Origin of the sequence: Limosilactobacillus sp., from assembly GCF_022482365.1 — a bacterium.
Classification (GTDB): Bacteria; Bacillota; Bacilli; order Lactobacillales; family Lactobacillaceae; genus Limosilactobacillus.
The window spans coordinates 749,615-774,836 of sequence record NZ_JAKVPE010000001.1 but is presented as its reverse complement, the minus strand read 5'-3'; the positions used below and the strand labels follow the sequence as shown (position 1 = coordinate 774,836).

Annotated in this window: 25 protein-coding genes, 3 tRNA genes, 1 pseudogene, 1 riboswitch and 1 other annotated feature; of the genes and pseudogenes, 18 read left to right on the top strand and 11 right to left on the bottom strand. The window is 51.9% G+C overall.

Features of this window, described 5'->3' with window-relative positions; all coding sequences use genetic code 11:
- Positions 1 to 40: 40 nt before the first annotated feature.
- The 5 genes from LKE23_RS03765 to LKE23_RS03745 all read left to right on the top strand — a co-directional run bounded on the left by LKE23_RS03765 (position 41) and on the right by LKE23_RS03745 (position 6,808).
- A complete protein-coding gene (locus tag LKE23_RS03765; RefSeq protein ID WP_291978148.1) occupies positions 41 to 577 on the top strand; it encodes a DNA-3-methyladenine glycosylase I in 537 nt (178 codons plus the stop codon).
- 48 nt (positions 578 to 625) lie between these two features.
- Positions 626 to 737, top strand: a riboswitch (SMK box riboswitch).
- Positions 735 to 1,922, top strand: a complete 1,188-nt coding sequence (metK, locus tag LKE23_RS03760) for a methionine adenosyltransferase (protein ID WP_291978147.1) — start codon at positions 735 to 737, stop codon at positions 1,920 to 1,922. (Overlaps the previous riboswitch by 3 nt.)
- Before the next feature lie 49 nt (positions 1,923 to 1,971).
- Positions 1,972 to 2,180, top strand: a binding site (T-box leader).
- 74 nt (positions 2,181 to 2,254) lie between these two features.
- Positions 2,255 to 4,675 carry a leucine--tRNA ligase gene (gene leuS / locus LKE23_RS03755; protein ID WP_291978146.1) on the top strand — a complete coding sequence of 807 codons (2,421 nt, stop codon included), beginning with the start codon at positions 2,255 to 2,257 and terminating at the stop codon, positions 4,673 to 4,675.
- A gap of 70 nt (positions 4,676 to 4,745) precedes the next feature.
- Positions 4,746 to 5,009, top strand: coding sequence for a type II toxin-antitoxin system HicB family antitoxin (locus tag LKE23_RS03750; RefSeq protein ID WP_291978145.1), 264 nt, complete (start codon positions 4,746 to 4,748; stop codon positions 5,007 to 5,009).
- Between the two features lie 149 nt (positions 5,010 to 5,158).
- The gene (locus LKE23_RS03745; protein ID WP_434737608.1) at positions 5,159 to 6,808 is read left to right on the top strand and encodes a putative polysaccharide biosynthesis protein; all 1,650 of its coding nucleotides are present in this window, start codon (positions 5,159 to 5,161) and stop codon (positions 6,806 to 6,808) included.
- Between the two features lie 50 nt (positions 6,809 to 6,858).
- Here the strand turns inward: LKE23_RS03745 and LKE23_RS03740 are convergent, their stop codons facing one another.
- Complete coding sequence (locus LKE23_RS03740) at positions 6,859 to 7,719, bottom strand: NAD(P)H-hydrate dehydratase (protein WP_291978144.1); 861 nt, start codon at positions 7,717 to 7,719, stop codon at positions 6,859 to 6,861.
- A gap of 99 nt (positions 7,720 to 7,818) precedes the next feature.
- Between LKE23_RS03740 and pepV the strand changes: the two genes are divergently transcribed.
- The 4 genes from pepV (at position 7,819) to LKE23_RS03720 (ending at position 12,578) form a co-directional block, all read left to right on the top strand.
- Positions 7,819 to 9,219, top strand: coding sequence for a dipeptidase PepV (pepV, locus tag LKE23_RS03735; RefSeq protein WP_291978143.1), 1,401 nt, complete (start codon positions 7,819 to 7,821; stop codon positions 9,217 to 9,219).
- A gap of 76 nt (positions 9,220 to 9,295) precedes the next feature.
- Positions 9,296 to 9,793, top strand: coding sequence for a universal stress protein (locus LKE23_RS03730; RefSeq protein WP_291978142.1), 498 nt, complete (start codon positions 9,296 to 9,298; stop codon positions 9,791 to 9,793).
- A 131-nt stretch (positions 9,794 to 9,924) separates the two neighbouring features.
- On the top strand, positions 9,925 to 11,328 hold the full coding sequence (locus LKE23_RS03725) for a L,D-transpeptidase family protein (RefSeq protein ID WP_291978141.1): 1,404 nt from the start codon (positions 9,925 to 9,927) through the stop codon (positions 11,326 to 11,328).
- A gap of 122 nt (positions 11,329 to 11,450) precedes the next feature.
- Positions 11,451 to 12,578 carry a glycoside hydrolase family 73 protein gene (locus LKE23_RS03720; protein ID WP_291978140.1) on the top strand — a complete coding sequence of 376 codons (1,128 nt, stop codon included), beginning with the start codon at positions 11,451 to 11,453 and terminating at the stop codon, positions 12,576 to 12,578.
- A 39-nt stretch (positions 12,579 to 12,617) separates the two neighbouring features.
- On the opposite strand, the gene LKE23_RS03715 is transcribed toward LKE23_RS03720, so the two are convergent.
- Complete coding sequence (locus LKE23_RS03715; protein WP_291978139.1) at positions 12,618 to 13,250, bottom strand: deoxynucleoside kinase; 633 nt, start codon at positions 13,248 to 13,250, stop codon at positions 12,618 to 12,620.
- A gap of 180 nt (positions 13,251 to 13,430) precedes the next feature.
- Between LKE23_RS03715 and LKE23_RS03710 the strand changes: the two genes are divergently transcribed.
- The 5 genes from LKE23_RS03710 (at position 13,431) to LKE23_RS03690 (ending at position 16,792) form a co-directional block, all read left to right on the top strand.
- A complete protein-coding gene (locus LKE23_RS03710) occupies positions 13,431 to 14,039 on the top strand; it encodes a hypothetical protein (protein WP_291978138.1) in 609 nt (202 codons plus the stop codon).
- A gap of 66 nt (positions 14,040 to 14,105) precedes the next feature.
- Complete coding sequence (gene rbsR, locus LKE23_RS03705) at positions 14,106 to 15,143, top strand: ribose utilization transcriptional repressor RbsR (protein WP_291978137.1); 1,038 nt, start codon at positions 14,106 to 14,108, stop codon at positions 15,141 to 15,143.
- Between the two features lie 84 nt (positions 15,144 to 15,227).
- Positions 15,228 to 15,452: a hypothetical protein gene (locus tag LKE23_RS03700; protein WP_291978136.1), complete on the top strand. Its 225-nt coding sequence runs from the start codon at positions 15,228 to 15,230 to the stop codon at positions 15,450 to 15,452.
- Positions 15,445 to 16,119 carry a CPBP family intramembrane glutamic endopeptidase gene (locus tag LKE23_RS03695; protein WP_291978135.1) on the top strand — a complete coding sequence of 225 codons (675 nt, stop codon included), beginning with the start codon at positions 15,445 to 15,447 and terminating at the stop codon, positions 16,117 to 16,119. Before LKE23_RS03700 ends, LKE23_RS03695 begins: the two co-directional genes overlap by 8 nt.
- Before the next feature lie 379 nt (positions 16,120 to 16,498).
- Positions 16,499 to 16,792 carry a heavy metal-binding domain-containing protein gene (locus tag LKE23_RS03690; RefSeq protein ID WP_291978134.1) on the top strand — a complete coding sequence of 98 codons (294 nt, stop codon included), beginning with the start codon at positions 16,499 to 16,501 and terminating at the stop codon, positions 16,790 to 16,792.
- A 66-nt stretch (positions 16,793 to 16,858) separates the two neighbouring features.
- On the opposite strand, the gene LKE23_RS03685 is transcribed toward LKE23_RS03690, so the two are convergent.
- Both LKE23_RS03685 and LKE23_RS03680 read right to left on the bottom strand, forming a co-directional pair.
- Positions 16,859 to 16,929 (bottom strand) — tRNA-Gly (locus tag LKE23_RS03685).
- 46 nt (positions 16,930 to 16,975) lie between these two features.
- A complete protein-coding gene (locus LKE23_RS03680; RefSeq protein WP_291978133.1) occupies positions 16,976 to 17,314 on the bottom strand; it encodes a hypothetical protein in 339 nt (112 codons plus the stop codon).
- Between the two features lie 140 nt (positions 17,315 to 17,454).
- Here LKE23_RS03680 and LKE23_RS03675 point away from each other — a divergent pair, with 140 nt between their 5' ends.
- The 3 genes from LKE23_RS03675 (at position 17,455) to LKE23_RS03665 (ending at position 18,096) form a co-directional block, all read left to right on the top strand.
- Positions 17,455 to 17,790, top strand: coding sequence for a hypothetical protein (locus LKE23_RS03675; protein WP_291978132.1), 336 nt, complete (start codon positions 17,455 to 17,457; stop codon positions 17,788 to 17,790).
- A 96-nt stretch (positions 17,791 to 17,886) separates the two neighbouring features.
- Positions 17,887 to 17,970, top strand: a tRNA-Leu gene (locus LKE23_RS03670).
- 42 nt (positions 17,971 to 18,012) lie between these two features.
- A tRNA-Leu gene (locus tag LKE23_RS03665) sits at positions 18,013 to 18,096 on the top strand.
- Positions 18,097 to 18,297: 201 nt separating this feature from the next.
- Here the strand turns inward: LKE23_RS03665 and LKE23_RS03660 are convergent.
- The 6 genes and pseudogenes from LKE23_RS03660 to thiD all read right to left on the bottom strand — a co-directional run.
- Positions 18,298 to 18,495: pseudogene (locus tag LKE23_RS03660) on the bottom strand (tyrosine-type recombinase/integrase); the annotation flags it as partial.
- Between the two features lie 104 nt (positions 18,496 to 18,599).
- The gene (locus LKE23_RS03655; protein WP_291978312.1) at positions 18,600 to 19,130 is read right to left on the bottom strand and encodes an Abi family protein; all 531 of its coding nucleotides are present in this window, start codon (positions 19,128 to 19,130) and stop codon (positions 18,600 to 18,602) included.
- Between the two features lie 37 nt (positions 19,131 to 19,167).
- Positions 19,168 to 19,578 (bottom strand): Abi family protein, encoded by a 411-nt coding sequence (locus LKE23_RS03650; RefSeq protein ID WP_291978131.1) that lies wholly within the window; start codon positions 19,576 to 19,578, stop codon positions 19,168 to 19,170.
- 473 nt (positions 19,579 to 20,051) lie between these two features.
- Positions 20,052 to 20,384, bottom strand: coding sequence for a helix-turn-helix domain-containing protein (locus tag LKE23_RS03645; RefSeq protein ID WP_291978130.1), 333 nt, complete (start codon positions 20,382 to 20,384; stop codon positions 20,052 to 20,054).
- A 273-nt stretch (positions 20,385 to 20,657) separates the two neighbouring features.
- Positions 20,658 to 21,593 (bottom strand): L-lactate dehydrogenase, encoded by a 936-nt coding sequence (locus tag LKE23_RS03640; RefSeq protein WP_291978129.1) that lies wholly within the window; start codon positions 21,591 to 21,593, stop codon positions 20,658 to 20,660.
- A gap of 13 nt (positions 21,594 to 21,606) precedes the next feature.
- Positions 21,607 to 22,419, bottom strand: coding sequence for a bifunctional hydroxymethylpyrimidine kinase/phosphomethylpyrimidine kinase (thiD, locus tag LKE23_RS03635; RefSeq protein WP_291978128.1), 813 nt, complete (start codon positions 22,417 to 22,419; stop codon positions 21,607 to 21,609).
- A gap of 341 nt (positions 22,420 to 22,760) precedes the next feature.
- Between thiD and argS the strand changes: the two genes are divergently transcribed.
- A complete protein-coding gene (gene argS / locus LKE23_RS03630) occupies positions 22,761 to 24,461 on the top strand; it encodes an arginine--tRNA ligase (RefSeq protein WP_291978127.1) in 1,701 nt (566 codons plus the stop codon).
- A 104-nt stretch (positions 24,462 to 24,565) separates the two neighbouring features.
- On the opposite strand, the gene hpt is transcribed toward argS, so the two are convergent.
- The gene (gene hpt / locus LKE23_RS03625; RefSeq protein ID WP_291978126.1) at positions 24,566 to 25,102 is read right to left on the bottom strand and encodes a hypoxanthine phosphoribosyltransferase; all 537 of its coding nucleotides are present in this window, start codon (positions 25,100 to 25,102) and stop codon (positions 24,566 to 24,568) included.
- Positions 25,103 to 25,222 lie beyond the last annotated feature (120 nt).

Genomic DNA, 25,222 nt, shown 5'->3' with positions numbered 1-25,222 from the left:
AAGTAGAGGATGCTTTTTATGAAAGGAAAGGATGAATATCATGGCAGAAAAACGACCAGCCTGGGCCCAAAGCTCCCTGGCAATGCAGGACTACTACGATCACTACTGGGGGCTGCCGGTTCACGACGACCGCTTCCTCTTTGAAATGCTGAGCCTGGAACTCTTTCAGGCGGGACTGAGCTGGAGGACAATCTGGCTTCGCCGCCCGGCCTTTGAAAAGGCCTTTGCCGACTTTCAAATTGACCAGGTTGCCCAATTTACCGCAGCCGATGCCCAGCGCCTTCGGGAAGATGAGTCCATTATCCGAAACCAGCGCAAGATTGCGGCCGTCATCAACAACGCCCGGGTCATCAAGCACCTGCAAGAAGCGGGACAGGATTTTGACAATTACGTTTGGCAGTTCGTTGACGGCCAGCCCCAGCGGCTGATTCTAACACCGGGCGAACCGCTGCCGGCCCAAACCGACCTGTCAAAGCGGATGGCGAAGCAAATGAAAAAAGACGGCTTCAAGTTTGTTGGACCCACGACCGTCTACTCGTTTATGACCGCGGTCGGCCTGGTCAACGCCCGGCTCTGAAAGCTAAGCATTGATTATTGGACCGGTCTTATGCTAAGATTGGTCAAGTTATGAAGCAAATTCCCGATAGGATTCACGCTTGCCGTGAAGATGCCTTGTAACCGCAACTACAAAACTGTTGAAAAGTTTCGACTAGAATATGGGGGAATTAAATCAAATGGCAGAAAAACATCTTTTTACATCAGAATCAGTCTCCGAGGGACACCCTGACAAGATTGCCGATCAAATTAGTGACGCAATCCTGGACGCAATGCTGGAAAAGGATCCAGATTCCCGGGTGGCGGTAGAAACCTCCGTCACGACTGGCCTGGTTCTGGTCTTCGGTGAGGTCTCAACGAAGGCCTACGTCAACATCCAAAAGGTTGTCCGCGACACCATTCGCAAGATCGGCTACACCGACGGCAAGTACGGCTTCGATGCCGACAACTGTGCCGTCATCACGGCGATCGACGAACAGTCGCCAGATATTGCCCAGGGGGTTGACGACTCCCTGGAAACCCGGGAAGGGGACGCAGATCCGCTCGACCAGATTGGTGCTGGTGACCAGGGGCTCATGTTCGGCTACGCAACCGACGAGACCCCTGAGTACATGCCATTGACACTGATGCTCAGCCACAAACTGATGCACAAGATTGCCCAGCTGCGTAAGGACCACGTGATCCCGTACCTGCGCCCAGATGCTAAGGCGGAGGTCACCGTTGAATACGATGAAAACGATAAGCCACTGCGGGTGGACACGATCGTTTTGAGTACTCAGCACGATCCTGACGTCACGCTGGACCAGATTAAAAAGGATGTCAAGGAACAGGTCATCAAGGCCGTTATTCCGGCCAAGTACCTGGACGATCAGACCAAGTACTTCATCAACCCAACCGGCCGCTTCGTAATCGGTGGTCCCCAGGGGGATGCTGGTTTGACCGGACGGAAGATCATCGTTGATACCTATGGTGGGGCCGCTCACCATGGTGGTGGGGCCTTCTCCGGAAAGGACGCTACCAAGGTGGATCGGTCCGCTTCCTACGCCGCCCGTTACATTGCCAAGAACCTGGTAGCGGCGGGCTACGCCAAGAAGCTGGAAATCCAGGTGGCCTACGCTATTGGGGTGGCCGAACCGGTTTCCATTTCGATTGATGACTTCGGCACCGGGACCCGGTCCGAAGCTGAAATGATCGCTGCCGTCCGGAAGGTCTTTGACCTGCGTCCGGCCGGGATCATCAAGATGCTGGACCTGAAGCGGCCAATCTACAAGCAGACCGCCGCTTACGGTCACTTCGGCCGTACCGACATCGACCTGCCGTGGGAACACCTGGACAAGGTTGACGAACTGAAGAAGATTTTAGGATAAAGCGCCCGGCCCCTTGCAATTGGGGGCGATGGTTGCTAGAATACTTGGTAAATATTTGATCGTGATAGAACTAGTAGCTGTCGGCACGGTCACCCAGAGATCCTGCGGTGCTGTGAGCAGGAGGCCGGCCGATAGTGAACTCATCTAGCAGATTGCCGCTGAAGCCAGTAGGCGGTGACGTTTTCCGCGTTAAGGAGCCAAGGGCCATGGGTAACCATGGAAAACGGGTGGTACCGCGGATTAGATTTCGTCTCGTAGGAAGGGATTCCTACGGGACTTTTTTATTACGATCAATGAATGGACCTTAGATTTTATACAAAGGAGCGCACAGAATGGCTTACGATCATACTGCGATTGAAAACAAGTGGCAAAAGTTCTGGAAGAAGAACAAGACCTTTAAGGCGGAAATCAAGCCCGACCAAAAGAAGTACTATGCCTTAGACATGTTCCCGTACCCATCCGGTCAGGGACTGCACGTTGGGCACCCCGAGGGCTACACGGCAACCGATGTGATGTCCCGGATGAAGCGAATGCAGGGTTACAACGTCCTGCACCCGATGGGTTGGGACGCCTTTGGTCTGCCGGCCGAGCAATACGCTTTGAAGACTGGTCATAATCCAAAGGGCTTTACCAACCAAAACATTAACCACTTCCGTGACCAGATCCAATCACTGGGCTTTTCCTACGATTGGGACCGGGAAGTCAACACCACCGATCCAAAGTACTACAAGTGGACCCAGTGGATCTTTGAACAGCTTTACAAGAAGGGCCTGGCCTACGAGAGTGAAATCATGGTTAACTGGGCACCCGACTTCATGGGTGGAACCGTCGTGGCCAACGAAGAGGTTGAAGACGGTAAGACCAAGCGGGGCGGCTACCCGGTTTACCGGAAGCCAATGAAGCAGTGGGTCTTGAAGATTACCGCCTACGCCGACCGGCTGATTGACGACCTAGACTTGGTTGACTGGCCGGAAAGCGTCAAGGAAATGCAGCGGAACTGGATCGGCCGCTCGGAAGGGGCTGCGGTCTTCTTCCCAGTTGCCGGCAGTGAAGACACCAAGATTGAAGTCTTCACGACCCGGGCAGACACCCTCTTCGGTGCCTCCTACGTCGTTCTGGCACCGGAAAACGACCTGGTTGACCAACTGACCACGCCGGAGCACGCGGCTGCTGTCAAGGCCTACCAGGAAGAAGCATCCCGGCGCTCTGACCTGGAGCGGACGGACCTGAACAAGGACAAGACCGGGGTATTCACCGGTTCCTACGTGATCAACCCGGTTAACGGCGAAAAGCTGCCGATCTGGATCTCCGACTATGTCCTGGCTTCCTACGGGACTGGTGCCGTCATGGCCGTGCCATCCGGTGACCAGCGGGACTACGACTTTGCCAAGAAGTTCGACCTGCCGATCAAGCCGATCATTGAAGGGGCCGACCTGTCCGAAGGGGCCTTTGAAGGCGACGGCAAGCACATCAACTCCGGCTTCCTGAATGGCCTCAACGTAAAGGATGCCAAGGCCAAGATGATTGACTGGCTGGAAGAACACGATGCCGGCCACAAGAAGGTCAACTACCGTCTGCGGGACTGGATCTTCAGTCGGCAGCGTTACTGGGGTGAACCAATCCCGGTAATCCACTGGGACGACGGGACGACTTCCCTGGTTCCGGAGGATGAACTGCCGCTGAAGCTGCCGGACACCGACAACATTGAACCATCCGGGACCGGCGAAAGCCCACTGGCTAACGTCAAGGACTGGGTCAACGTTTACGACAAGAACGGTCGGCACGGCCTGCGGGAAACCAACACGATGCCACAGTGGGCTGGCTCATCCTGGTACTGGCTGCGTTATACCGACCCACACAATGACAAGGAGTTTGCCTCCAAGAAGGCCCTTGACTACTGGTCACCAGTTGACCTCTACGTTGGTGGGGCCGAACACGCCGTCCTGCACCTGCTCTACGCCCGCTTCTGGCACAAGGTGCTCTACGACCTGGGGCTTGTCCCAACCAAGGAACCATTCATGAAGCTGGTCAACCAGGGGATGATTCTGGGTGCCAACCACGAAAAGATGTCCAAGTCCAAGGGCAACGTGGTCAATCCGGACGACATCGTCAACAAGTACGGTGCCGACACCCTGCGGCTCTATGAAATGTTCATGGGACCACTGACTGAATCCGTGCCGTGGGATGAGGAAGGTCTCCACGGTTCCTACAAGTGGATCCAACGGGTTTGGCGCCTGCTGATGGATGACAACAACCACCTGCGGGATCGGGTTTCCAACTTTAACGACGGCAAGCTGGACAAGGTTTACAACCAGACCGTCAAGAAGGTCACCGAGGACTTCGAGCGGATGCACTTCAACACCGCGATCTCCCAGCTGATGGTCTTCGTCAACGAAGCCTACAAGGCGGAAGACCTGCCGGTAGAATACATGGAAGGCTTCGTCAAGATGATCTCCCCAGTAATGCCGCACGTGGCCGAGGAACTGTGGAGCCACTTCGGCATCAGCGACACGATTGCCTACCAGCCATGGCCAAAGTACGATCCAAAGGCCCTGGTGGAAAACGAGGTTGAGATGATCGTTCAGGTCAACGGCAAGGTTCGGGCCAAGATCAAGATGGCCAAGGACATTAGCCGTGAAGAGGCCCAAAAGCAGGCTCTGGCCAACGAACACGTTCAAAAGTTCACCGATGGCAAGGACGTGAAGAAGATTATCGTGGTGCCAAACAAGATCGTTAACATCGTAGTAAAGTAAAATGAACAGAAGATGGATTGTGGCGGGGACGTCATCGTCCATCTTCTTTATTTAAGGAGGAACTTGCTTAATGGAAATTGTTAGCTACCCGGCCTTTTTTACCCCCAAGGACGGCGAAATCCAGGTTGATTTCCCGGATCTGCCGGAGGCCTTTACCCAGGGCAAGACGATGGCTGAGGCGATGGACTTTGCCAAACTGGGATTGGCCATCACGATCAACGACAAGCTGGGTCACTTTGAAGCGGCACCGGTTGCCAGCAAGGTGGCCGACCTGCAAAAAAATTTCCCGGGAAAAGATGTTCGGCTGGTCACCGTCGACCTTGACCAGTACTAAAGAAAGGACAAAATTCGCGGAAACAAATTGCACTGATCCCATTGACACGCTAAAATAGTTAGGATTGAAATTATTAACAATAAACGAACAGACGGCTGAGTTAAAATTCAGCCGCACACTAAACGAATAAAGGTAGGGTATTGCAGATCATGAACGATGAACAGACGAACGATTCGCGTCGTGGTGCACCGCAAAACGACGCCCGAGCCAAAATGCTGAGTGGTTCGGCTTGGATGACGGCAGGGAGCATTGCCTCACGGATTCTGGGGGCCCTCTACGTAATTCCGTGGGTCACCTGGTTCGGGGCCTATAGTAACGAAGCCAACGCCCTCTTTGCCCAGGGGTACAACATCTATAATCTCTTTCTGGTGGTGGCCACGGCGGGGATTCCGTCCGCCATTTCCAAGCTGGTTGCCCACTACAATGGGATCAACATGTACGGGGTCAGTCGCCGTCTCTATCATTCCGGCATGTACGTGGCGATGGCGATGGGGATCATCTGCGCGACGATTATGATGTTTGGCGCCGCATTGATGGACAATGGTGATCCCAACGTCATCCCGGTCATCCGCTCGCTGGCCTGGGCGGTGCTGATCATTCCGGGGATGGCGATCACCCGGGGCTTCTTGCAGGGCTACAATTGGATGGCCCCGTCGGCGATGTCGCAGTTCGTCGAGCAGCTCTTTCGGATCATCTACATGTTGGCGGCAACCTACTTCATCATGAAGATCCAGCACGGCAGCTGGGTCAGCGCCGTTACCCAGTCAACCTTTGCGGCCTTTATCGGTGCGATCGGTGCGATTATCGTCCTGGCGATGGCCTGGATGCGGCACTTGGGCGAGATGAACGGTCTGGTCGCTAACAGTGTCGAGGATCGGGATGTTTCGACCGGGACACTGGTCCTAAAGATTGCCTACCAGTCGATTCCCTTTATCGTGATCGAATCCGGAATCACGCTCTACCAGTTAATTGACCAGTTTACCTTCCCGCGGATGATGAAGATGGTAGGGAACTTTACCCACTACCAAATCACCGTCCTCTATGCCCTCTTCTCCTTCAACGCCAACAAGCTTTACATGATCGTGATCTCACTGGCTTCGGCCATGGCCGCCACGGTAATCCCGCTGCTGGCCACCGCCCGGGCGCAAAACGATCAGGAGGGGATGCGCAAGCAGATTGAAAACGTGCTGATGCTTTTCTACTTCGTGATGATCCCAGCTGCCCTGGGTCTAGCCGCGGTCGCCCAGCAGGTCTACACTGTCTTTTACCGCTACGATCCAGCGGGGGTCACCGTCCTGGAATTTGCCTCCTTTGTGGCGATTCCGATGGGCCTCTACACGGTGGCTGCCGCGATGATGCAGGGAATTTCCGAAAACAAGCGGATGATGAAGTTCCTGGCAATCGGCCTGGTGGTGAAATTCATCATCCAGCTGCCGTGCATTTGGCTCCTGCAGGGCTTGGGACCATTGCTGGCGACCTGCATCTCGATGTTTGTGGTCAACTACTTGATCCTGCACTCGTTCAACATGGAATTTAACATGCACTTCGCCCAAATGGCCCGGCCGACGAACCAGATCCTTTGCTTCTCTTTGATCATGTTCGTCTTCACCAAGCTGGTGATGGTGCTGATCGGCCACTTTGTCAGCCCGTACGGCCGCTTCACCGCCTTCTTCTCCCTGATCCCGGGGGTCGCGGTCGGCGTTGGCGTTTACCTCTACCTGGCGCTCAAGTACCGGCTGGCCGATTCAATCATCGGTGCCCGCTCGGCGGCATTGCGGCGCAAACTGCATATTCGTTAAAATTAAAAGCGTTCTGATTGCCTTTGCGGCGGTCAGAACGCTTTTGTTAGTTAGCCTAGAAAACCGATGTGGTGATCGTCCTCGGCCTCAGCCATTTCTTTCATGAAGGATGGCAAGGCGCGGCTGATCTGGTGAGGAAGGACGATGTACTGATCCTCAGCGATCTTTTCGGCAACGGCGCTGTGGGCGTAGACGGCGGCCAGTGCGGCCTGGAGCGGGTGCTGGTGGAATTCGGCCGTGAAGCCCCCGACCATCCCGGCCAGGGTGTCACCCATTCCCCCGACAGCCTGGGCCGGGGTGCCGATGGTCAGCTGGTAGACCTTATCTTTCGTGTAGATCTCGGTGTGGTGCTTCTTCAATACGACGGTGGCGTTGAGCTTTTCCCGAGCCGCCCGGTTGGCCTCCTCGGTTTGGTCGGCGATCTTGATCCCAGAGAGGCGCTGCCATTCCATCTCGTGCGGGGTGTAAATAATATTCCCTTGTGGCGCCGCCAACTTTTCCCGGGCCATCAGGGTGATGGCGGAACCATCGATCACCACGTTTTGCTCGGCATTGGTGTGGGCAAAGACGTTTTTAAGGATATGGAGGCTTTGTTCATCATCGCCAAGGCCGGGACCAACTACGACCGTCGTGGCCGCAGCGACCAGGCTGGCCACCTGCTCGTCGTCCGTGAAGTCGGCAAACATGGCCTCGGGGAGCTGGGAATGCAGGGCACCGGAATTGCTGGCGTCGGTGCAGGTCGTGACCAGGCCGGCGCCGGCGCAAACCGCCGCCGTCGAGGCCATGATGATGGCGCCCCCGAAGTTGCGGTTGCCACCAACCAGGGTCACCTTGCCGAAGGTGCCCTTGAAGCTATGCGCGGGTCGTGGCTTGATGACATCGTGCAAAATTTGTTCGGTTAATTCTTCCATATTGACACTTCCTAAATGATTTCAATGTTAAGTCCTACACTTTAATGGTATCATTATTTTAGCCGAATTGAATTGAAATGATGAATTGGAGGAATTCAAATGACAGATTGGTTAGCGGCCGCCGAGAGCCAGAAGCAAAATTATCTGGAAGACTTAATGGCCCTGATGAGAATCAAGAGTGTCCGCGATGACAGTGCGGCCACGGACGAGTACCCACTGGGTCCTGGCCCGTCCCAAGCACTGGCGGCCTTCTTGGAAATGGCCGAACAGGACGGCTTCCGGACCAAGAACATTGACAACGTCGTCGGTTACGCCGAGTGGGGCGAGGGTGACGAAACCCTGGCAATCCTGGCCCACCTCGACGTGATGCCAGCGGGCAAGGGTTGGGATACCGACCCCTTTGAACCGGTCATCAAGGATGGCAATCTGTACGGACGGGGCGCTTCCGATGACAAGGGTCCCGGCATGGCTGCCTACTACGCCCTCAAGTACCTGAAGGACCAGGGCGTGGCCTTTAACAAGCGTGTTCGCTTCATCGTTGGTACCGACGAAGAAAGTGACTGGACGGGGATGCACCGCTACTTTGAAGTGGAACCGGCCCCAACCCTGGGCTTCTCGCCGGATGCCGAATTCCCGGTCATCAATGGTGAAAAGGGCCAAGTTTCACTGAAGCTCAGCGTGCCGGCTACCAATGGCGAGGACTACGTTTTGAAGAGCTTCCATTCCGGCCTGCGCTTCAACATGGTGCCGCGGGAGGCCGTTGCCGAAGTTGTCGTACCGGACGCTGGTCAAGTCCAGGCGGCCTTTGAGCAGTTCGTGGACGAGAACCCGATCCAGGGGGAGGCCGAACCAACGGCTGATGGCCTGAAGCTGACCGTGATCGGTAAGGCGGCTCACGGGATGGAGCCTGAGCAGGGCATTAACGCCGGGACCTATCTGGCCACCTTCCTGGACCAATACGACTTTGCGGCCGGGGCCAAGAGCTTCATTCACTTCCTGGCCAAATACCTGCACCTGGACACCCGGATGAAGGGCTTTGACGGTGCCTACACCGATCCGGTGATGGGTGAATTGACCATGAACGCCGGAATCCTTAACTTCGACGCCGAAAATGGTGGCGACATTGACATGAACTTCCGCTTCCCAAAGGGCATTGGTCCGGATGAATTGGAAGCCACGGTCAAGAAGGTGGCGGATCCACTGGGGATTGCGGTTAAGCAGGGTCCGTCCCAGAAGCCGCACTACGTTGACCCAAGCGACCCGATCGTCAAGACGCTGATGGACGCCTACATTCACCAAAGCGGCGATAAGGATGCCAAGCCGGAAGTTGTCGGTGGCGGAACCTATGGCCGGCTGATGGAGCGGGGCGTGGCCTTTGGGGCATTGATGCCGCAGACGCCAAACACGATGCACCAGGCTAACGAGTACCAGCCAGTTGATGATCTGATCCGCTCGATGGCTATTTACATGGAGGCAATTAACAACCTGGTCACGGATTAATCATAATCGCCCAGAAACTAGACAACTTTGTGGTAAAATAAGGTTGTAGCAAGAAGCAGTTTTTGGAGGTGTTTTTATGAGTTACCAAAAGATTTTAGTTGGGATCGATGGGTCCAAACAATCAGACATGGCCTTCAACAAGGCAGTTGAACTTGCCCTGCAGAATCACGCTCAGCTCTTCTTACTGAGCGTCATCAACGGTGAACGCTACCCAACCACTGGACCGAGTGGTTACGGCTTTGTTGACCACAGCATCTACGAATCCGCCGTTGAAGAGATGAAGAAGCGGCTCGGTGCATACCGGACCAAGGCCGAAAACGCCGGCATTAAAAACGTTACTACCGAAGTTTCAATTGGCAACGCCAAGCTGGAACTGGCTGAGCACTACCCGAGCGAGCATGGCATCGACCTGATCGTGATTGGGGCGACCGGGCTGAACGTGGTTGGTCGGTTAATTGTTGGCTCGACCGCGTCCTACACGATTCGTGAAGCACCTTGTGACGTGACGGTTGTTAAGACCGACATGAAGAACAAGAAATTAGACATCAAAGAAAACAGTTATCCTGAGATTTAATAAAGGGAGAGGCTGGGAGGAATCTTTCTCCCGGCCTCGTTCATTTAGGTAGGCGCTGATCTGGTAAATTTAACAGAAGCTAGTATAATGACGTCTAGAATCAATATTAAATGATGAGGAGTAATCAGCGCATGCAGTTACGACTTAAGTACTTAATTACGGGTGTTGTGGCCCTGCTGATCGTTTTGATCGGTGGGATGGCATGGCACCAGCATACCCATTTTAACCGCAACACAACGATTAATGGGGTGCGAGTTGGCGGCTTAACCGCCCAACAGGCCTACACGAAGGTGAAAAAGACTCAACGGGCCAACAAGGTGTACCTCAATGGCAAACTGATCTACAGCGGTCAGGCGACGAATTCGGGGATCACCAGCAGCGACCGGGCAAAGTTTGATCAGGCACTGAAAAAGCAGCACACCTTTTTCCCGTCTGGCAAGCAGCAAAACCTGGAAGTAAAGGCTAGTGGGGCCGTGGACGAGCAGCTGACGGCCAAGCGGCAGGCGGTTGAAAATCAGCTAACGATTCTCAACCAACACCGGCAACCGGCCCGGGATGCATATGCCCAGCTGGTTAACGGCAAGGTCAAGCTGGTTGCCGCCAAGAAGGGGACCCAGTATGACCGAGCAGCACTGCTTCGTCAATTCAACCGGGAGTCGACCAACGGGACGATGCACCTGACCACGCAGCGCCACCAACCGCTCTCGACCTCGAGTCGGACGGTTCAGAACGAAAAGAAGCAGTTGCAAAAGCTGCTCAACAAGACCGTTACCTACAAGGTGGAAGACAAGACCTACAAGCTCGGCACTAACCAGATTATTTCCCGGGCGACCTATCAGAACGGCAAGTACCACTTTGACACGACGGCGGTCAACAGCGAGATCAAGAAGATCAATAAGAAGCAAGCGACCCTCGGCCGGAAATTTAAGTTCAAGACCCATGCCGGCAACGTGATTACCACGAACAACAAGGGGACCTACGGCTGGAAGATCAGCGCCGAAAAGGCCGGTCAGACCCTGGCCCAGGCGATTGCAACCGGCAAGAAGGAGGTCAGCGCCGAACAGGACATTTACGGCATTGGTTACAATACCCGTGGGACTGGCTACAATGTTACCAGTAACGACGGGATCGGCGGCACCTACGCTGAGCTGTCAATTACCGACCAGCACGCCTGGTTCTACCGGGACGGCAAGTGTGTCTTCGATGCCGACGTGGTCACGGGCTCCAACACGCCGGGCGACCGGACGCCAAAGGGTGTTTGGTATATCATGTACCAGCAGTCGCCGTCGACCTTGCGTGGGACCAACGATGATGGTTCAAAGTACTCCAGCAAGGTTCAGTACTGGTCACAGTTCACCAACACTGGCTGCGGCTTCCACGACGCCAGCTGGCGGAAGAACTGGTCTAAGACCGCTTACCTGAGCAGCGGCAGTGCCTCAACTGGTGGCTCGCACGGTTGTGCCAATATGCACCCGAGCGATGCCGGTACGGCTTATCACGCAATGCAGGTCAACGAACCGGTGATTGTTTACTAAGAATAAAAGGGATTGAAAATTATTTTGGAATTTTCAATCCCTTTTTTGCATTTTAAAAATACATTTGGCGTTTTTCTCCGTACTTAATAATTAGGGACTAAAAAATTACGGAGGAAGATCTCATGAAGAAAATCATTTTGTTAAGTACCGTCGCACTTCTTGCACTGAACAATCCGGGAACTGCCCTGGCAAGCGTCCAGGCAGATCCAAATCAGGAGGCCATTCAGCGAATCATTGACCAGCAGCCGGTGGACGAACAGGCGGTCCAGGAGCAGGGCGAGGACTACGCTGCGGCTTTTCTCAAAGCCTTTAGCGCTCAGAGCCTGATCTACCGGCAGGCCTTCCAAGAGGGGGTGCGTGATGGTCAGCAGGGGCACTGGGAGCGGCCGAGCGGTCAGGTGGCTGCAATTGCCTACCAGCGGGGCTGGCAACAAGGTCAGCGAGCGCGCCAAGCTGAGGAAGAGACCAGTCAGGCCGCTGCCAAGGAGGACACCGGGACCACGCCGGCCAACTCGCAGACCGCTCCAGAGCAGGAAGCTGCGGCGGATCAAGCAGACGAGGCGGAGGTGGCCGAACAGACGCCGACTCCGGATCAACGGGCCTTCATCAGACACCTGGCCGGGCTCGCCCAGGACATCGGACAGGAATACGACCTGTACCCGTCGGTGATCATTGCTCAGGCGGCCCTTGAGAGCAACTGGGGAAGCAGTAAGCTGGCCCGGGCACCATTTCACAACCTCTTTGGGGTTAAGGGCTATTTTGCCGGGGCGGCGACCAGCCAGCCGACGACCGAGTACCTGGGCGGCCAGCGCCTGACTGTCCGGGACAATTTCCGTCGCTACCAAAGTGATGTTCAGGCACTCCGCGACTACGCCCAGACCCTGGCGGCGCCACTGTACCGCAACGTCCACCGGCAAAACGCCACCACCTACCGCCAGGCCACCCATGCCTTGCAGGGCCGCTACGCTACCGACCCCCAGTACGAACAGAAACTGAACCATCTCATTGCCGCTTACCGGCTGACTAAGTATGATAGCCCCAGTCCAAAGCCACACCATGATCGCCCGACCCTTCATCAGCCAACTCTTCAAACGAGTGCGCCCAGTGATGAGACCGCTACGGCCGATTCGCTTCATCGTCCAACCCAGCACCATCATCAGCGCTATGCCTTCTCACCTTTGGCCTCCATCATTGGCGGGGCCGGTTCGGCGGGTCTGATCGAGATTGTCCGCCGCTTAATTTTAAAGTAAAAGGCCGAGCCACACGGGCTCAGCCTCTTAGAATAGTGCTTAGCGAATCTCTTTTAACCGGTCGTCAATCATATTGAGGACGGTTTGCACGTTCTGCGGATCCTCCAGGTTGTAGGTATCCAAGTCGATCTTCATCTTTGGACTGGCATCGTAGTCCTGGTACCACTGCTTGTAGGCACTCCACATCTTGTAGTAGTAGTCCTTCAACTCGGGATTGTGATCGATTTGTTCGTAGTCACGGCCCCGCTTCTTGATCCGGTAGAGGATGGTATCGAAGGCAGTCTCGGAGTACACCATCAGATCTGGTGCCTTCTTCGGCAGCTGCCGAAGATCCTTCATCATGTTGTCGAGCAGCTTGAGGTAAACCTCGAGCTCCGTATCCGAGATGTTGCCTTCTGCGTTGTTTTCGCGGGTGAACAGCGCGTCCTCGTAGATCGACCGGTCCAAGACGTTGTTGTCGTCCGATAAGGCCTGCTTGATCATCGAGAAGCGCTTGTTGAGAAAGTAAATTTGCAGCAAGAATCCGTATTGCTTGGGATCCTTGTAGTACAGCGGCAAGACGGGATTGTTACCGACTGGTTCAAAAAATGCTTTAGTGTGAAGGTGTTCGGCGATCTTTCCCGTCAGAGTTGTTTTGCCGACACCGATCATTCCTGCTGTAATAATCACCATGATGGCCCCTCTTTACTTTTAATAACACAAAAACCATCTTACTACAAAATGTTGTGGATGCCCACAATTAATTTTGCTAGATTTAGTAGAAAATGGGGATGAAATTAAATTAGTTGTGGTCCGGCCCGTTCAAGAATAAAATAAAAACAGCAAATCTCTAAAAAGTAAGGATGATAATTCGTGGAACAAATGACCCAGGCACAGGTCCAAGAGCAGTTGGCCATTGCCAAGCAGCAGGGGACGCTAATTGAGGTTCACAACCTGCCCAACGACGACTATTTTAACGTCGGCTTTGTGGTGGGCCTGGATCCGACCTTCTGCATGCTGATCAGCATTGACTGGGACGGCAAGATCAACGGCTTGATCGTAATTCGCGTGGCCAGCATTCTTTACACGGCGCGCGGGACCGACTACCTGCTTACCGTTTCGGAAAAGACCAAGGTGGCCCACCGCTACCACTACTTCGACACCTGGCAGGTTCAACAGTTCTTGGATCAGCATCCGGCAATTACGCGGGGCAACCTCCTGCAAAACGTCCTCCAGGATTCCTTTAATCACGATCTGCCGGTGGTGGTCGGCACCCGCAAATACAAGGGCAGTGATGACTTTGTGGGGCGGTTGACCGAGCTTGACCGGATTCAATTGACCATGCACTACTTTAACGAGCACGACCTGTCGTCGCTTTGGGAATACTCCGTTTTGCTGGCCCAGGTTGACTATGTCCGGACCCGGGGTGCCCAGGCAGCGACCGGTCAGCAGATTTTACAGGACCTTTTTCCGGAAGATTGATTGAATCGGGGCGCCGAATAATATAAAGTTATTACTAGAAAATAAAAGTTGGGTGAGATTCGAAAAATGGGGAAGAAAGTAACAATTCGCGACATTGCACGTTTAGCCGGTGTTTCGGTAACCACGGTTTCGCAGATCCTGAACGGGAAAGGTGCTCGTTTCAGCAAGGAGACGCAAAAACGGGTCTTAAAGCTCCGGGATCAGTATGGCTACGTGCCGGACTTTAACGCCCGCAGCCTAATTCTCCGCAAGTCATCGAGCATGATCGGGGTCCTGGTGCCAGACATCAGCAGCCCCTTCTTTGGAACCTTCGTCAAGGGGGTTCAGCAGGTGGCGCAGCACGAAAAGATGATCCCGCTGATCTTCAGTGCCAATCGGGACCCGGAATTAGAGCAGAGCTACCTCTCGCAGATGATCTCCCGGTCGATTGACGGCCTGATCATCGCCAGCGTAACGATGACGACGGCCACCATTGACCGGCTGATCGGCAGTCGCGATATCCCGTACATCCTGTTTGACAAGAACTACGCACAGCGGGGGACCCGGGTCCTGACGGATGACTACCGCGGGGGCAGCCTGGCCGCTCAGTATCTGGTTGATTTGGGTCACCAGCGCCTGGTGGTTTTACGCCCGCAGCAGCAAAGCGAAAACTTTACCCAGCGGATGAAGGGCTTCTATGACACCCTGGAGAAAAATGGCATTCACCTGGACCAGGAACGCGACGTCGTTATCGAGCCCTTGAGCCGGCCCGGCGGCTACGCGGCGACGGACGCGGTTTTGAAGAGTGACGCCACGGCGGTCTTTGCCGGTAACGATGATATGGCAATTGGCCTGCTGCGGGGACTGGCCGAGCACGGGGTTAAGGTCCCACAGCAGCTGTCGGTGATCGGCTATGATGATATCTACATGGACGAATACGTTTCGCCGCGGCTGACGACGGTTCGACAGCCAATCCTGGATCTAGGAACGGGGGCCGCCAAGCTATTGCTCAGCAAGATTCACGACGAGCACGCCGCCGAGCAGGTCCGACGCTTCCCAGTTGAACTGGTAGTGCGGGACAGTACCGCGGCACCGCGAGCGGAGAAAATGATTAAGTTTGATTAAGAAAGAGTGGACGCAGTGGCTAAGGATTGCGTTCACTTTTGCTTTTTAGTACACTGAATGGAAAAAACGAGGTTTACCGAAATAATGAAAGCTGAATACCTGATCAAAATTCTTGTGCCGACCTTCCTGATCTTCGCGCTCCTGGTCTGGCTGACGATTGCCCACGTCATTACCGGCTTTTGGATGTATCTGTTGTGGATTGCCGGTTTTGTCGTTGCAAATCTCTGGGTGACCCGGGTGACGGCGCAGCGAAGCTATCGGCGGCTGAAAAAGCAACGGGAGGCGGAAAAGAAAAAGCAAAATGAATAAGCTTGGCAATATTTTTAATTTTCTTTACCGGTGCGGGATCATGCTGATCCTGTTTTTGCTGATCCAGCTGCCACCGGTGGCCATCAGCATCGCTAACCGGCACCCGAACAACTTTTGGCTGACGATTCTGCTCCTGGCCATTTTCCTAATGCTGTTTGGCTTTATCATCGGCTGGGCGCAGCGAATCTATCATCGCTACTTGCAGCGGCCGATGCACCAGGGGTTGCGACCGGGGATGATCATCGGCGGCTACTTGGTGCTTTTGGTGGGGATGAGCGTGCTGGGGCAGCTGAACCTGTTGATTTATCATCAGGCTCAAACGGCCAATAACCAGGCGATTGCATCCATGCTTAACCACAACCAGCTGGCGACGATTGTCTTTGCGATCTCGGCCTGCACGCTGACGCCGGTAGCCGAGGAACTGATTTTTCGTGGGGTACTGACTAACCTCTTCTTTCGGCCGGATCGTTTCTGGCTGAAAGTGATCCTGTCCGGGATCGTGTTTTCCTGCGCCCACCTCAGCACCAACGTGATTAGCTTTGCGACCTACTGCTTCATGGGGATGGTTCTGGCGTATGTTTACCAGCGGTCGGGGGATTTGCGAAACTCGATCGGTCTTCACGCCCTGAACAATATTGTTGCGATCGCGATGCTCTTAAAAATTTAAAAAGTGCTTGTAATCGCTTCCATGAAATGGTATATTAAAGACGTGGAAGGAAAGAAGAAAAAAAGAGGCCATGATCCGTCATGGAATCCTCCCACTGGTGAAGCGCCGAAGGAAGTTATGGAGTAGGCAGAAGCAACGTAAGTGTGACCAGAAACATCGTTTAAAGTTAGAATTCAAAATATTCTGTAATCAGGTCACCGGGGTGCACTTCAGCAGGGGTTATAAATGCGACTTTGCGGAAGTTTAGAATCAAAGATAAAATGGTAATGTAATTAGTTCCAGTGCAAAGTGGCGAGATTCCTTCCGTGAGTGAAAAAGGAACCAGATCAAACGATCCGGTTCCTTTTTGTTATATAATGACTGCAAGGAAGTGAGAAGAATGTTCTTATCAACCGAGGCCTTTCCTCAGACCCACCGGATTCTGGGAATTGTCAATGCGACCAGCCATCTGATGCTGCCGAGCGAGGAGATTGACGCCTTTGAGTCGTTTGACCAACTCTATGGCGCCGTTGAGGAGAAACTGAAAGAACGGGCTGCTGCTAAGGGCGCCGACGGAGTTGTTAACGTTCGCTTTAACACCACGGTGGCCAATGTCCAGGTAGCGCCGAAGTTTTTGGTTGTGACCGGCTACGGGACCATGATCCAATTAATTGATCACAAAAAGGCGGACTAGCGCTTGGGCTTGATCCGCCTTTATTTTTGAAATAAAAAAAGACGAGGCAATATACCTCGTCTGCTAAGCGGGTAACGAGAATCGAACTCGCGACGCAACCTTGGGAAGGTTGAGTTTTACCACTAAACTATACCCGCATAACTAGCTCAAATAACTTACTAAGCTAGTATATAACGTTTCAAACTATTTGTCAGCCTTTTTTGTTGATTTCTTTTGAGTTTTTTTCTTGGTTGTCTTGGCCTTAGTTGTCCGGGTCTTCTTGGCGGGGGACTTCTTGCTGTCCTCGTCCTCATCCGCGTCCTTTTCTTCACGCGGCACGGCCTTGATCATCTTGGCTTCCTTTTGCCGAATTACGGCGCGACCGTTAAGTTCGTTTACACCGCTCTTGTCGGCCGGATCAAAGTCCTGGATGGAAACCATGATGGAGTTGTTATAAACCTTTTCAACGACACCAGTGAAGTCATGATCCATGGGACCGAACTTCTTGCCCTTTACAACGTCACCAATTTCGAAATCAGCCACTAAGTCTCACCTCATTATGTAGTTATAATCGTCCGTAATACCGGTATACTTTACACTGTTTTATTAATTTTTTCAAGTGACAAGCTTGCTGGCGCTGGCAATCCAAGAATGATAAAATTAACTATGAGGAGGTGGCCACGATGCTGAGAATGATCGCGATCATAATGGTAGTGCTGTTGATTATTGCCAATCACTTTGGCAGTCGGGCGAAGAAAGAAAAAATTGTCAGCAACTGGTTGGTCATCGCCCGGATTTGCTTCTTTGTCTTGCTGACGGTGGCGATTGTTCACTTCATCCTGACCCTTTCAGCATACTGGTGGCTGAAGTTGATCGGGATTATTTACCTGATCCTGGTTGATATCCTAATGGAGACCAACTTCCGGCTGAAGCGGGAGACCTTTGGGGATCCGAACCGGGCCTATGGGGTTACGGCGGCCTTGGTTGTAGCACTGTTGATAATTATCGGTTGGTTTTAGGAAAATGAAGCTTTTTTCAAAAAAGTGCTTGCTTTTTTCTGGAGATTAGATATAATTAATATCGTTGCTTAGGTGAGCAACTTAATTAAATGAATTGCCCCAGTGGCGGAACTGGCAGACGCGCAACGTTCAGGTCGTTGTATGGGTTTCCATGTACAGGTTCGAATCCTGTCTGGGGCATTCATCGGTAGCAATGCTGATGTAAAATTAATTGAATAGATTGCCCCAGTGGCGGAACTGGCAGACGCGCAACGTTCAGGTCGTTGTATGGGTTTCCATGTACAGGTTCGAATCCTGTCTGGGGCATAGAATGTGAGCCGATAATCCCTTTGATATCAAGGATTATCGGCTTTTTGTGTGCAGATTTGTGTGCAGAGCTATCTGAAGTAATGGAAAAGCACAAACCCTTGGTATTAAAGGATTTGTGCTTTTTCTTAGTTATGGAGAATCATATAAAATAATAAAGTCTGCACACATCCTGCACACACTCCGCACACATTTTGAATTTCACAAGCTACTCAAAGCTGTGATGATTTGGTCATCGGTGTGTTCCTTGTATAAGTCGATCAAATATACATAGGTATTCATCGTAGTAGCAATATCGTTGTGGCCAAGTCGCTTACTAATGGCATAAATGTCAATTCCTTGACTAAGAAGCAAGGCCACATAGCTATGGCAAAATGAATGGAAGTGAAAATTTTTCCTCAATTTTGCATTCTTTCAAAATATAATGAAGGGGTTGATACGACACAACAATGTATATCAATCCCTGGTCCCTGGATGGTTGTCGCCATCTGGGGGCTTTTTAGTTACTCTGATTGTTCGATTTTAGGGCGCAAATGCCAATTATCTGGAAAACCAAGTAGCTTTAGAATTGAGTTAATGCCTATTGAGGCTAAATGATTATCCAACGTCTGGGTCCTTTTCCGGATAGTATTATTGAGCTTCGCATATTCAGTTTGGCTGATAAAACACTGTAGACTAATAAAAGTGCTATAGACAGTGCTTCTGTCGTCGTCCGGAATGAAATTATATTTAGTGTGCAAATACTCAAAGAATTTTGAATCAGAACGGCATCTAAAGTAAACCAAACGATTATTATGAGCACATATGTTTCTAGTTTCATGAATGTTTTTAATGAAGGATGTCATTACCTTGGGGTCGAATTTATCATTGAAGTCAGGATTATTATCAATAATGAAACTTGTTAAATCATTAGCAATCTTATTTTGAAGATTTCTGGGGACTACATCAATTAAAGTTGAAAGGTCACCAAAATCAAGATAGTCGACTAATACCCAAATTGGAACAAAGTGATATGTTTGTGAATAATAGTTGATTGAGTTGTTCTGGTAATGCCTATTTTTGCTGATTATCCTATTTATTTGGTATCCTATTTATTTTTGAAATAATATAAGCAACAGATAAACTTTTTTCGTGGTCATATGAATTTATGTCTAAATAAGCCTCAGGATCTTCTTTATGCATTTCTGCGAAGCGATACGCAAAAATTGACTTTAGATGGTGTTCGGCATCTAAGATGTAGTTGAACAATGTTTGCTTCAGCTCTTTATCGAAAAAGTAAAGCCTGCTAACTTCATCAAAGGTAGTTCCAGGTAAATAAACTTCTTTTTCTTTCAAAAATGGTTTGCTATAACCATTAATGATGTTGTAGTAGTTATTTGTTAAGAGATATTTTTTAGCCCTTTGCTCATCGGGGATATTCATCCCTCTTGATTTCAAAAGATTAATTTGTTCATCTATGGTTTTAAACTCTTTGGGTAACAAAAAAAGACCTCCATTCTTGTAGAATGAAGATCTTTCCCGCAATAGGCTCCGTAGAGTATCTACCGCTCTTCCTTATGACTTCATTCTACGCTAAATTCTCTACATGTCAATAATTAACTACATGTTCAATTACTTATTGACATATCTAATTATTTAATGCTATCAGCTTTTAATGTCGTCAGGATTTGGACAAGATAATGGTTGTAACAAAAGATAAGATCATCCAAGGGTACAGCCCGTTCCATTGCAAAGGAACGGGCCTCCTTTTCTTGTTTGCGACTGTCTTTCGTATCTACAGTAATGTTATAGTGGGCGATCTCTTCTTGAAGAATCTTATATTTCTTTAGCATGCCGATCCAGATAAATTACACCATACATGGTCAGGCTGGGGAGATGACGTGGCATCGGCCGATAATAAATTGGGATCCACGAATACTCACTCACTAGCAAGCTGTTCATAAGGGTACATACTATCACTTCCGCGCTTTTTTTAAATTCTCAATAAAATTAATAATTTGTTCCCGTTCAGTTTCTGGAGTGTCATCATCGATGTGGGCAGCAATAGTTTCAGCAGCTTCGTTTTCTTTATGTGGTTTTTCAACAAGATCGGCTTTTGAAATATGAAAATAGTTAGCTATCATTTCAATCTTGTCAATTCGCGGATAAGTATTTCCTTTTATCCAATCAGTCAGAGTGGTATAGCTAACGTTTAAATCAGCAGCTAGTTTTTTACGGCTTACGCCTCGCAAATCCATGTATCTTTGGATGTTTTTAGCCATGATTTCTTTATTGCCAAGATCACTCATTTTTATTAATCCCTTCCTTAACTGCTTATGCCTAAATAATACGTCTAAACCGTAATATGTTCAATGTATCTTCTGAAAATTACGGTTAAACTGTAAGAAAGACCAATAACAATGCAAGCCACACTGATGAAAGAAAGCGATAGAGGTGGAAAATGAAGAATTGGAATTACGAATCAAGGCTAAAGGAGTTAAGAAACTTTGCTGTCAAATTGATGAGATGGCAAACAGTGTGAAATGGCTTAATAAAAAAAGCGGCCGTCAAGCCGCTTTTTCTTATTCAATTTTATCCAGTACTGCCTGCATCGCGGTGGCCGATTGGACCATCTTGGCGTGTTCCTCGGGGGTCAGGGGATACTCAATCACCTGGCCGATTCCCTGACTGTTGATGACGGCCGGGGACCCGAGGTAGAGATCATGGATCCCGTATTGCCCCTCCAGTGGTGCCGAGATCGGTAGGACAACGTTGCGGTTTTCAATGATTGCACTGGTGATGTAGGCCAGGCACTTGGCAACCCCGTAAAAGGTGGCGCCCTTGTTGCCAATGATCTTGCCACCGGCCTGGTGAACATCGTCTTCGATTCGGTCCTTGTCCTCCTGGCTGAGCTGAACCCGCTCGGTCAGGGGTTTGCCATTAATGGTAATTTCGTTGAAGGCGGCAAAGGAGGTGTCGCCGTGCTCGCCGAGGATCTGGGCATCAACCGCGTTGACCGACAGCTGGAGGCGATGGGCGAGCAGGACCCGCAACCGCATCGAGTCCAGCGAGGTCCCCGTTCCAATGACCCGTTCCTTGGGGAAACCGCTGAGCTTCTGCGTGAGGGTCGTCAGGATGTCGACCGGGTTGCTGGAAATCACGAAGACGCCCTTGAAACCACTGGCGACGACCGGCTCAACGATTGACCTGAGGATGGCGACGTTTTTGTTCACCAGGTCGAGGCGTGACTCGCCGGGCTTGCGGGCTACCCCGGCCGTAATTACGACCACGTCCGCGTTGGCCGCATCGGCGTACTCACCGGCTTGGACACGCACCGGACTGGTCAGCGGGGTGATGTCGGCCAGGTCGCCGGCATCACCGGCGGCCTTCTGCTTGTTACGATCGACAATTACCAGGTCATCGATCTCGTGGGTCGACTGGAGCAGCGCAAAGGCAAAGGCCGAACCAACAGCCCCGTCACCAACGAGAACGACTTTATGGGTATATTCATCAAGCATCAAATTCAGCTCCTTACTTTAACTCTTTTTGGGCGGCCCAGTGATTGATTGGACCAAAGCGGTGTCCGGCATCCAGCGGGTTGGCGATAGCGGCGTGAACCGCGTCCTTGGCCCGGCTGACCGCCTCGTAGACGCCATTTCCCTTGGCAAGTTCGGCGGCGATGATGGCAGAGAAAGTATCGCCAGTCCCATTGAGCCGGGTCGTTGCAACGAAGGGCTTGGTGAGCCAGAAGTGGCTGCCGTCCTCCAGCAGGACCAGATCGACAACGTTATCCTGCTGCTCCCGGTGGTGAGCACCCTTGACCACAACGTTTTTGGCGCCCAGTGCCTGCAGCTTCTTGGCCGCTTCCAGTTGGTCGGCCCGATTGTTAATGGTCATTTCCGCCAGTTTCTGGGCCTCGAAGAAGTTTGGCGTGATAACGGTGGCCAGGGGGATGATTCGCTCGCGAAAACGCTCGTAGGCGGATTGCTCCAGCAGCATGGCCCCGTGCTTGGTAATGATTACCGGGTCGACAACCAGGGGGCCGAAGTCTTCCTCACGGTAGTGGTCGGCGACGACGTCAATCACCGCGTCATTGGCCAGCATCCCCGTCTTGGCCGCGCGAATATCGAAATCACGCGCCAGCTGGTGAAATTGTTCGGCGATAAAGTCGGCTGGCATCACCTGCTGGGCGGTAATGTCATAAGAATTACCAGCAACGGCGGCGGTTAGGATGCCATGGCCGTAGACCCCGTCTACAAAAAAGGCGTGGAGGTCGGCTGGCATGCCAGCACTGCCATCGCAGTCATGACCGGCAATCGTGAGGGCCTGAATTGTTTCCTGCATCTTCACATCATCCTTTCATGAGATCTTAATAATTAATTTTAGCATATCACCAGATAATGGTAATTATTAAGGCGAATTTTCTTGTAATTAGGTTAAAGTTTGTTATAATAAATCAGTGTTAAAGCCAATGACCGAGGAGTAGTAGCGATCCGGCACTTGACAGCGACCCTTCAGTGGTGTGAGGAAGGGACCTGCCGATCGCGAAAGCGTGCCTCGCAGGCATAGTTTAATAATCAAGAGTGGAATTTCTCATTCAATTAGAGTGGTACCGCGGGAATGATCTCGTCTCTAGTAAGCATGATGCTTATTAGGGGCGTTTTTTGATACAAGGAGGAATATTAATGGACGAAAAGCAAAAAGTTGCAAACGCACTGGCGCTGGCATTGCCGGACATGGATGTTGCTGAGATTGAAGACAAGATCGAACGGCCAAAGGATGCGAAGAACGGGGACTATGCTTTCCCAACCTTCTTCCTGGCCAAGACCCTGCACAAGGCTCCCCAGATGATTGCCCAGGAACTGGTCAAGAAGGTTAACCTGCAGGGCTTTGACAAGGTTGTCGTGGCCGGCCCTTACATTAACTTCTTCCTTGACAAGGCGGAAGTTGGTTCTGACATCTTAAAGGAAATCCTGAGCGATCCCGAAAATTACGGGAACCAGGACCTCGGTCACCACGCCAACGTGACGATTGACTACTCCTCGCCAAACATTGCCAAGCCAATGGGGGTTGGTCACCTGCGTTCCACGATGATCGGTGAAGCCGTTGCCCGGATTCTGGAAAAGGTCAACTACAACCTGATCCGGATCGACTACCTCGGTGACTGGGGTACCCAGTTCGGGAAGATGATGGCGGCCTACAAGATGTGGGGTGACCAGCCAGAAATCCAGAAGGGCCTGGAAGAAGACCCAATTGACACCCTGGTTAAGCTCTACGTCAAGATCAACACCGAAGCCGACGAACACCCAGAATACACCGACATGGGTCGTGAATGGTTCGCCAAGCTGGAACACGGTGATGAAGAAGCATGGCGGCTTTGGCGCTGGTTCCGGGAGATGTCCCTCCAGCGGTTCCAACGGGTTTACGACATGCTGAACGTGCAGTTTGACTCCTTCAATGGTGAAGCCTTCTCCGCCCAGAAGATGGAAGAACCGATCCAATTGCTCCGTGACAAGGGCCTGCTGAAGGAAAGCCGGGGCGCCCAGATCGTTGACCTCGACAAGTACAAGCTGCCACCACTTTTGATCATCAAGTCCAATGGGACGACGACCTACATCACCCGTGACCTGGCTACGGCCCTGTACCGGAAGCGCATGTACGGTCACGCCAAGTCCCTCTACGTGGTTGGTGCCGATCAGGAAACCTACTTCCGTCAATTACGGATGGCCCTGAAGGAAATGGGCTTCAACTGGTGGGACCAGATCACCCACATCTCATTCGGGCTGATGAACCTGAACGGGAGCAAGATGTCAACGCGGCGGGGGAATGTTGTTTCCCTGGAAGACGTGCTGAATGACTCCATCGACCTGGCACGGAAGCAGATCGCCGAAAAGAACCCTGACCTGAAGAACGCCGACGAGGTTGCCAAGCAGGTCGGTGTCGGCGCCGTGATTTTCCACGATCTGAAGAACTACCGGCGGAACTCCGTCAACTTCAAGCTGGAAGACGTTGTTAAGTTCGAAGGGGAAACCGGTCCATACGTTCAATACGCTCGTGCCCGGGCCGAGAGTATCCTGCGGAAGGGCGGCATCCGGGACTTCAGCGATGTTGACCTGACCAAGGTTGGTGACTCCGCTTGGGAACTGATTAGCTTCCTGAGCCAGTACGGCGAAGCCATCAAGCGGGCAGCCGACAACTACGACCCATCCGTCGTTGCCAAGTACGCCCTGGAACTGGCTAAGAAGTTCAACCAGTACTACGCTCACACCCGGATTCTCGATGAAGACGAAGGACAACAGGCACGGCTGGCCCTGACCCAGGCCGTCAGCGATGTCCTGAAGTCTGCACTGAACCTGCTGGATGTTCAGGCTCCGGACGAAATGTAATTTAAGTCAAAATAAAACGGTTGGCGGTGACGTCAGCCGTTTTTTGATACACAAAAAGGCCCGCCTGCCGGAAAATTCCCCGGTAGGCGGGCCTTAATGCATTATTACTGTTCGTAGACACTCCGCTTGAGGATGCCGACGTAGGGCAGGTTGCGGTAGAGATCGTTATAGTCCAGTCCGTAGCCGACCAGAAATTCGTTTGGCGTCTTAAAGCCCACGTAATCACCATCGACTTCGGCCTCCCGGCGCTCGGGCTTATCAAGCAGGGCGCAGACCTCGACACTCTTGGCGCCGCGATCCTTCAGCAGCTGAACCAGGTAGGCGAGGGTCCGGCCGGTATCGATGATGTCCTCCATGACGATGACGGAGCGTCCGGAGACGTCGAATTTCAAATCCTGCACCAGTTGTACCTCGCCGGTTGAGTTGGCCCCGGCATAGCTGGAGACGTCGACCAGGTCAACGTTGAGCTTGAAGTTAAGCCGCTTCAGCATATCGCTGGTGAAAATCATGGCGCCGGTCAAAACCGAAACGACGATCGGAAATTGGTCCTGGTACTTGGCGGTCAATTCGGCTGCCAATTCGTCCTCGCGCTGGTCGATCTGGTCCTGGCTGATTAAGATGCGTTCAATGTCGTTATTCATTTAATTTCTTCCTCTTTACTTAGTTAATCGTCAATAGCGATTTCCTTATTAACGTTCAGATTTTACCACATAAAGGAATAAATTTTAAGATGGAAATTAATTATTTTTGAACAAAATAAT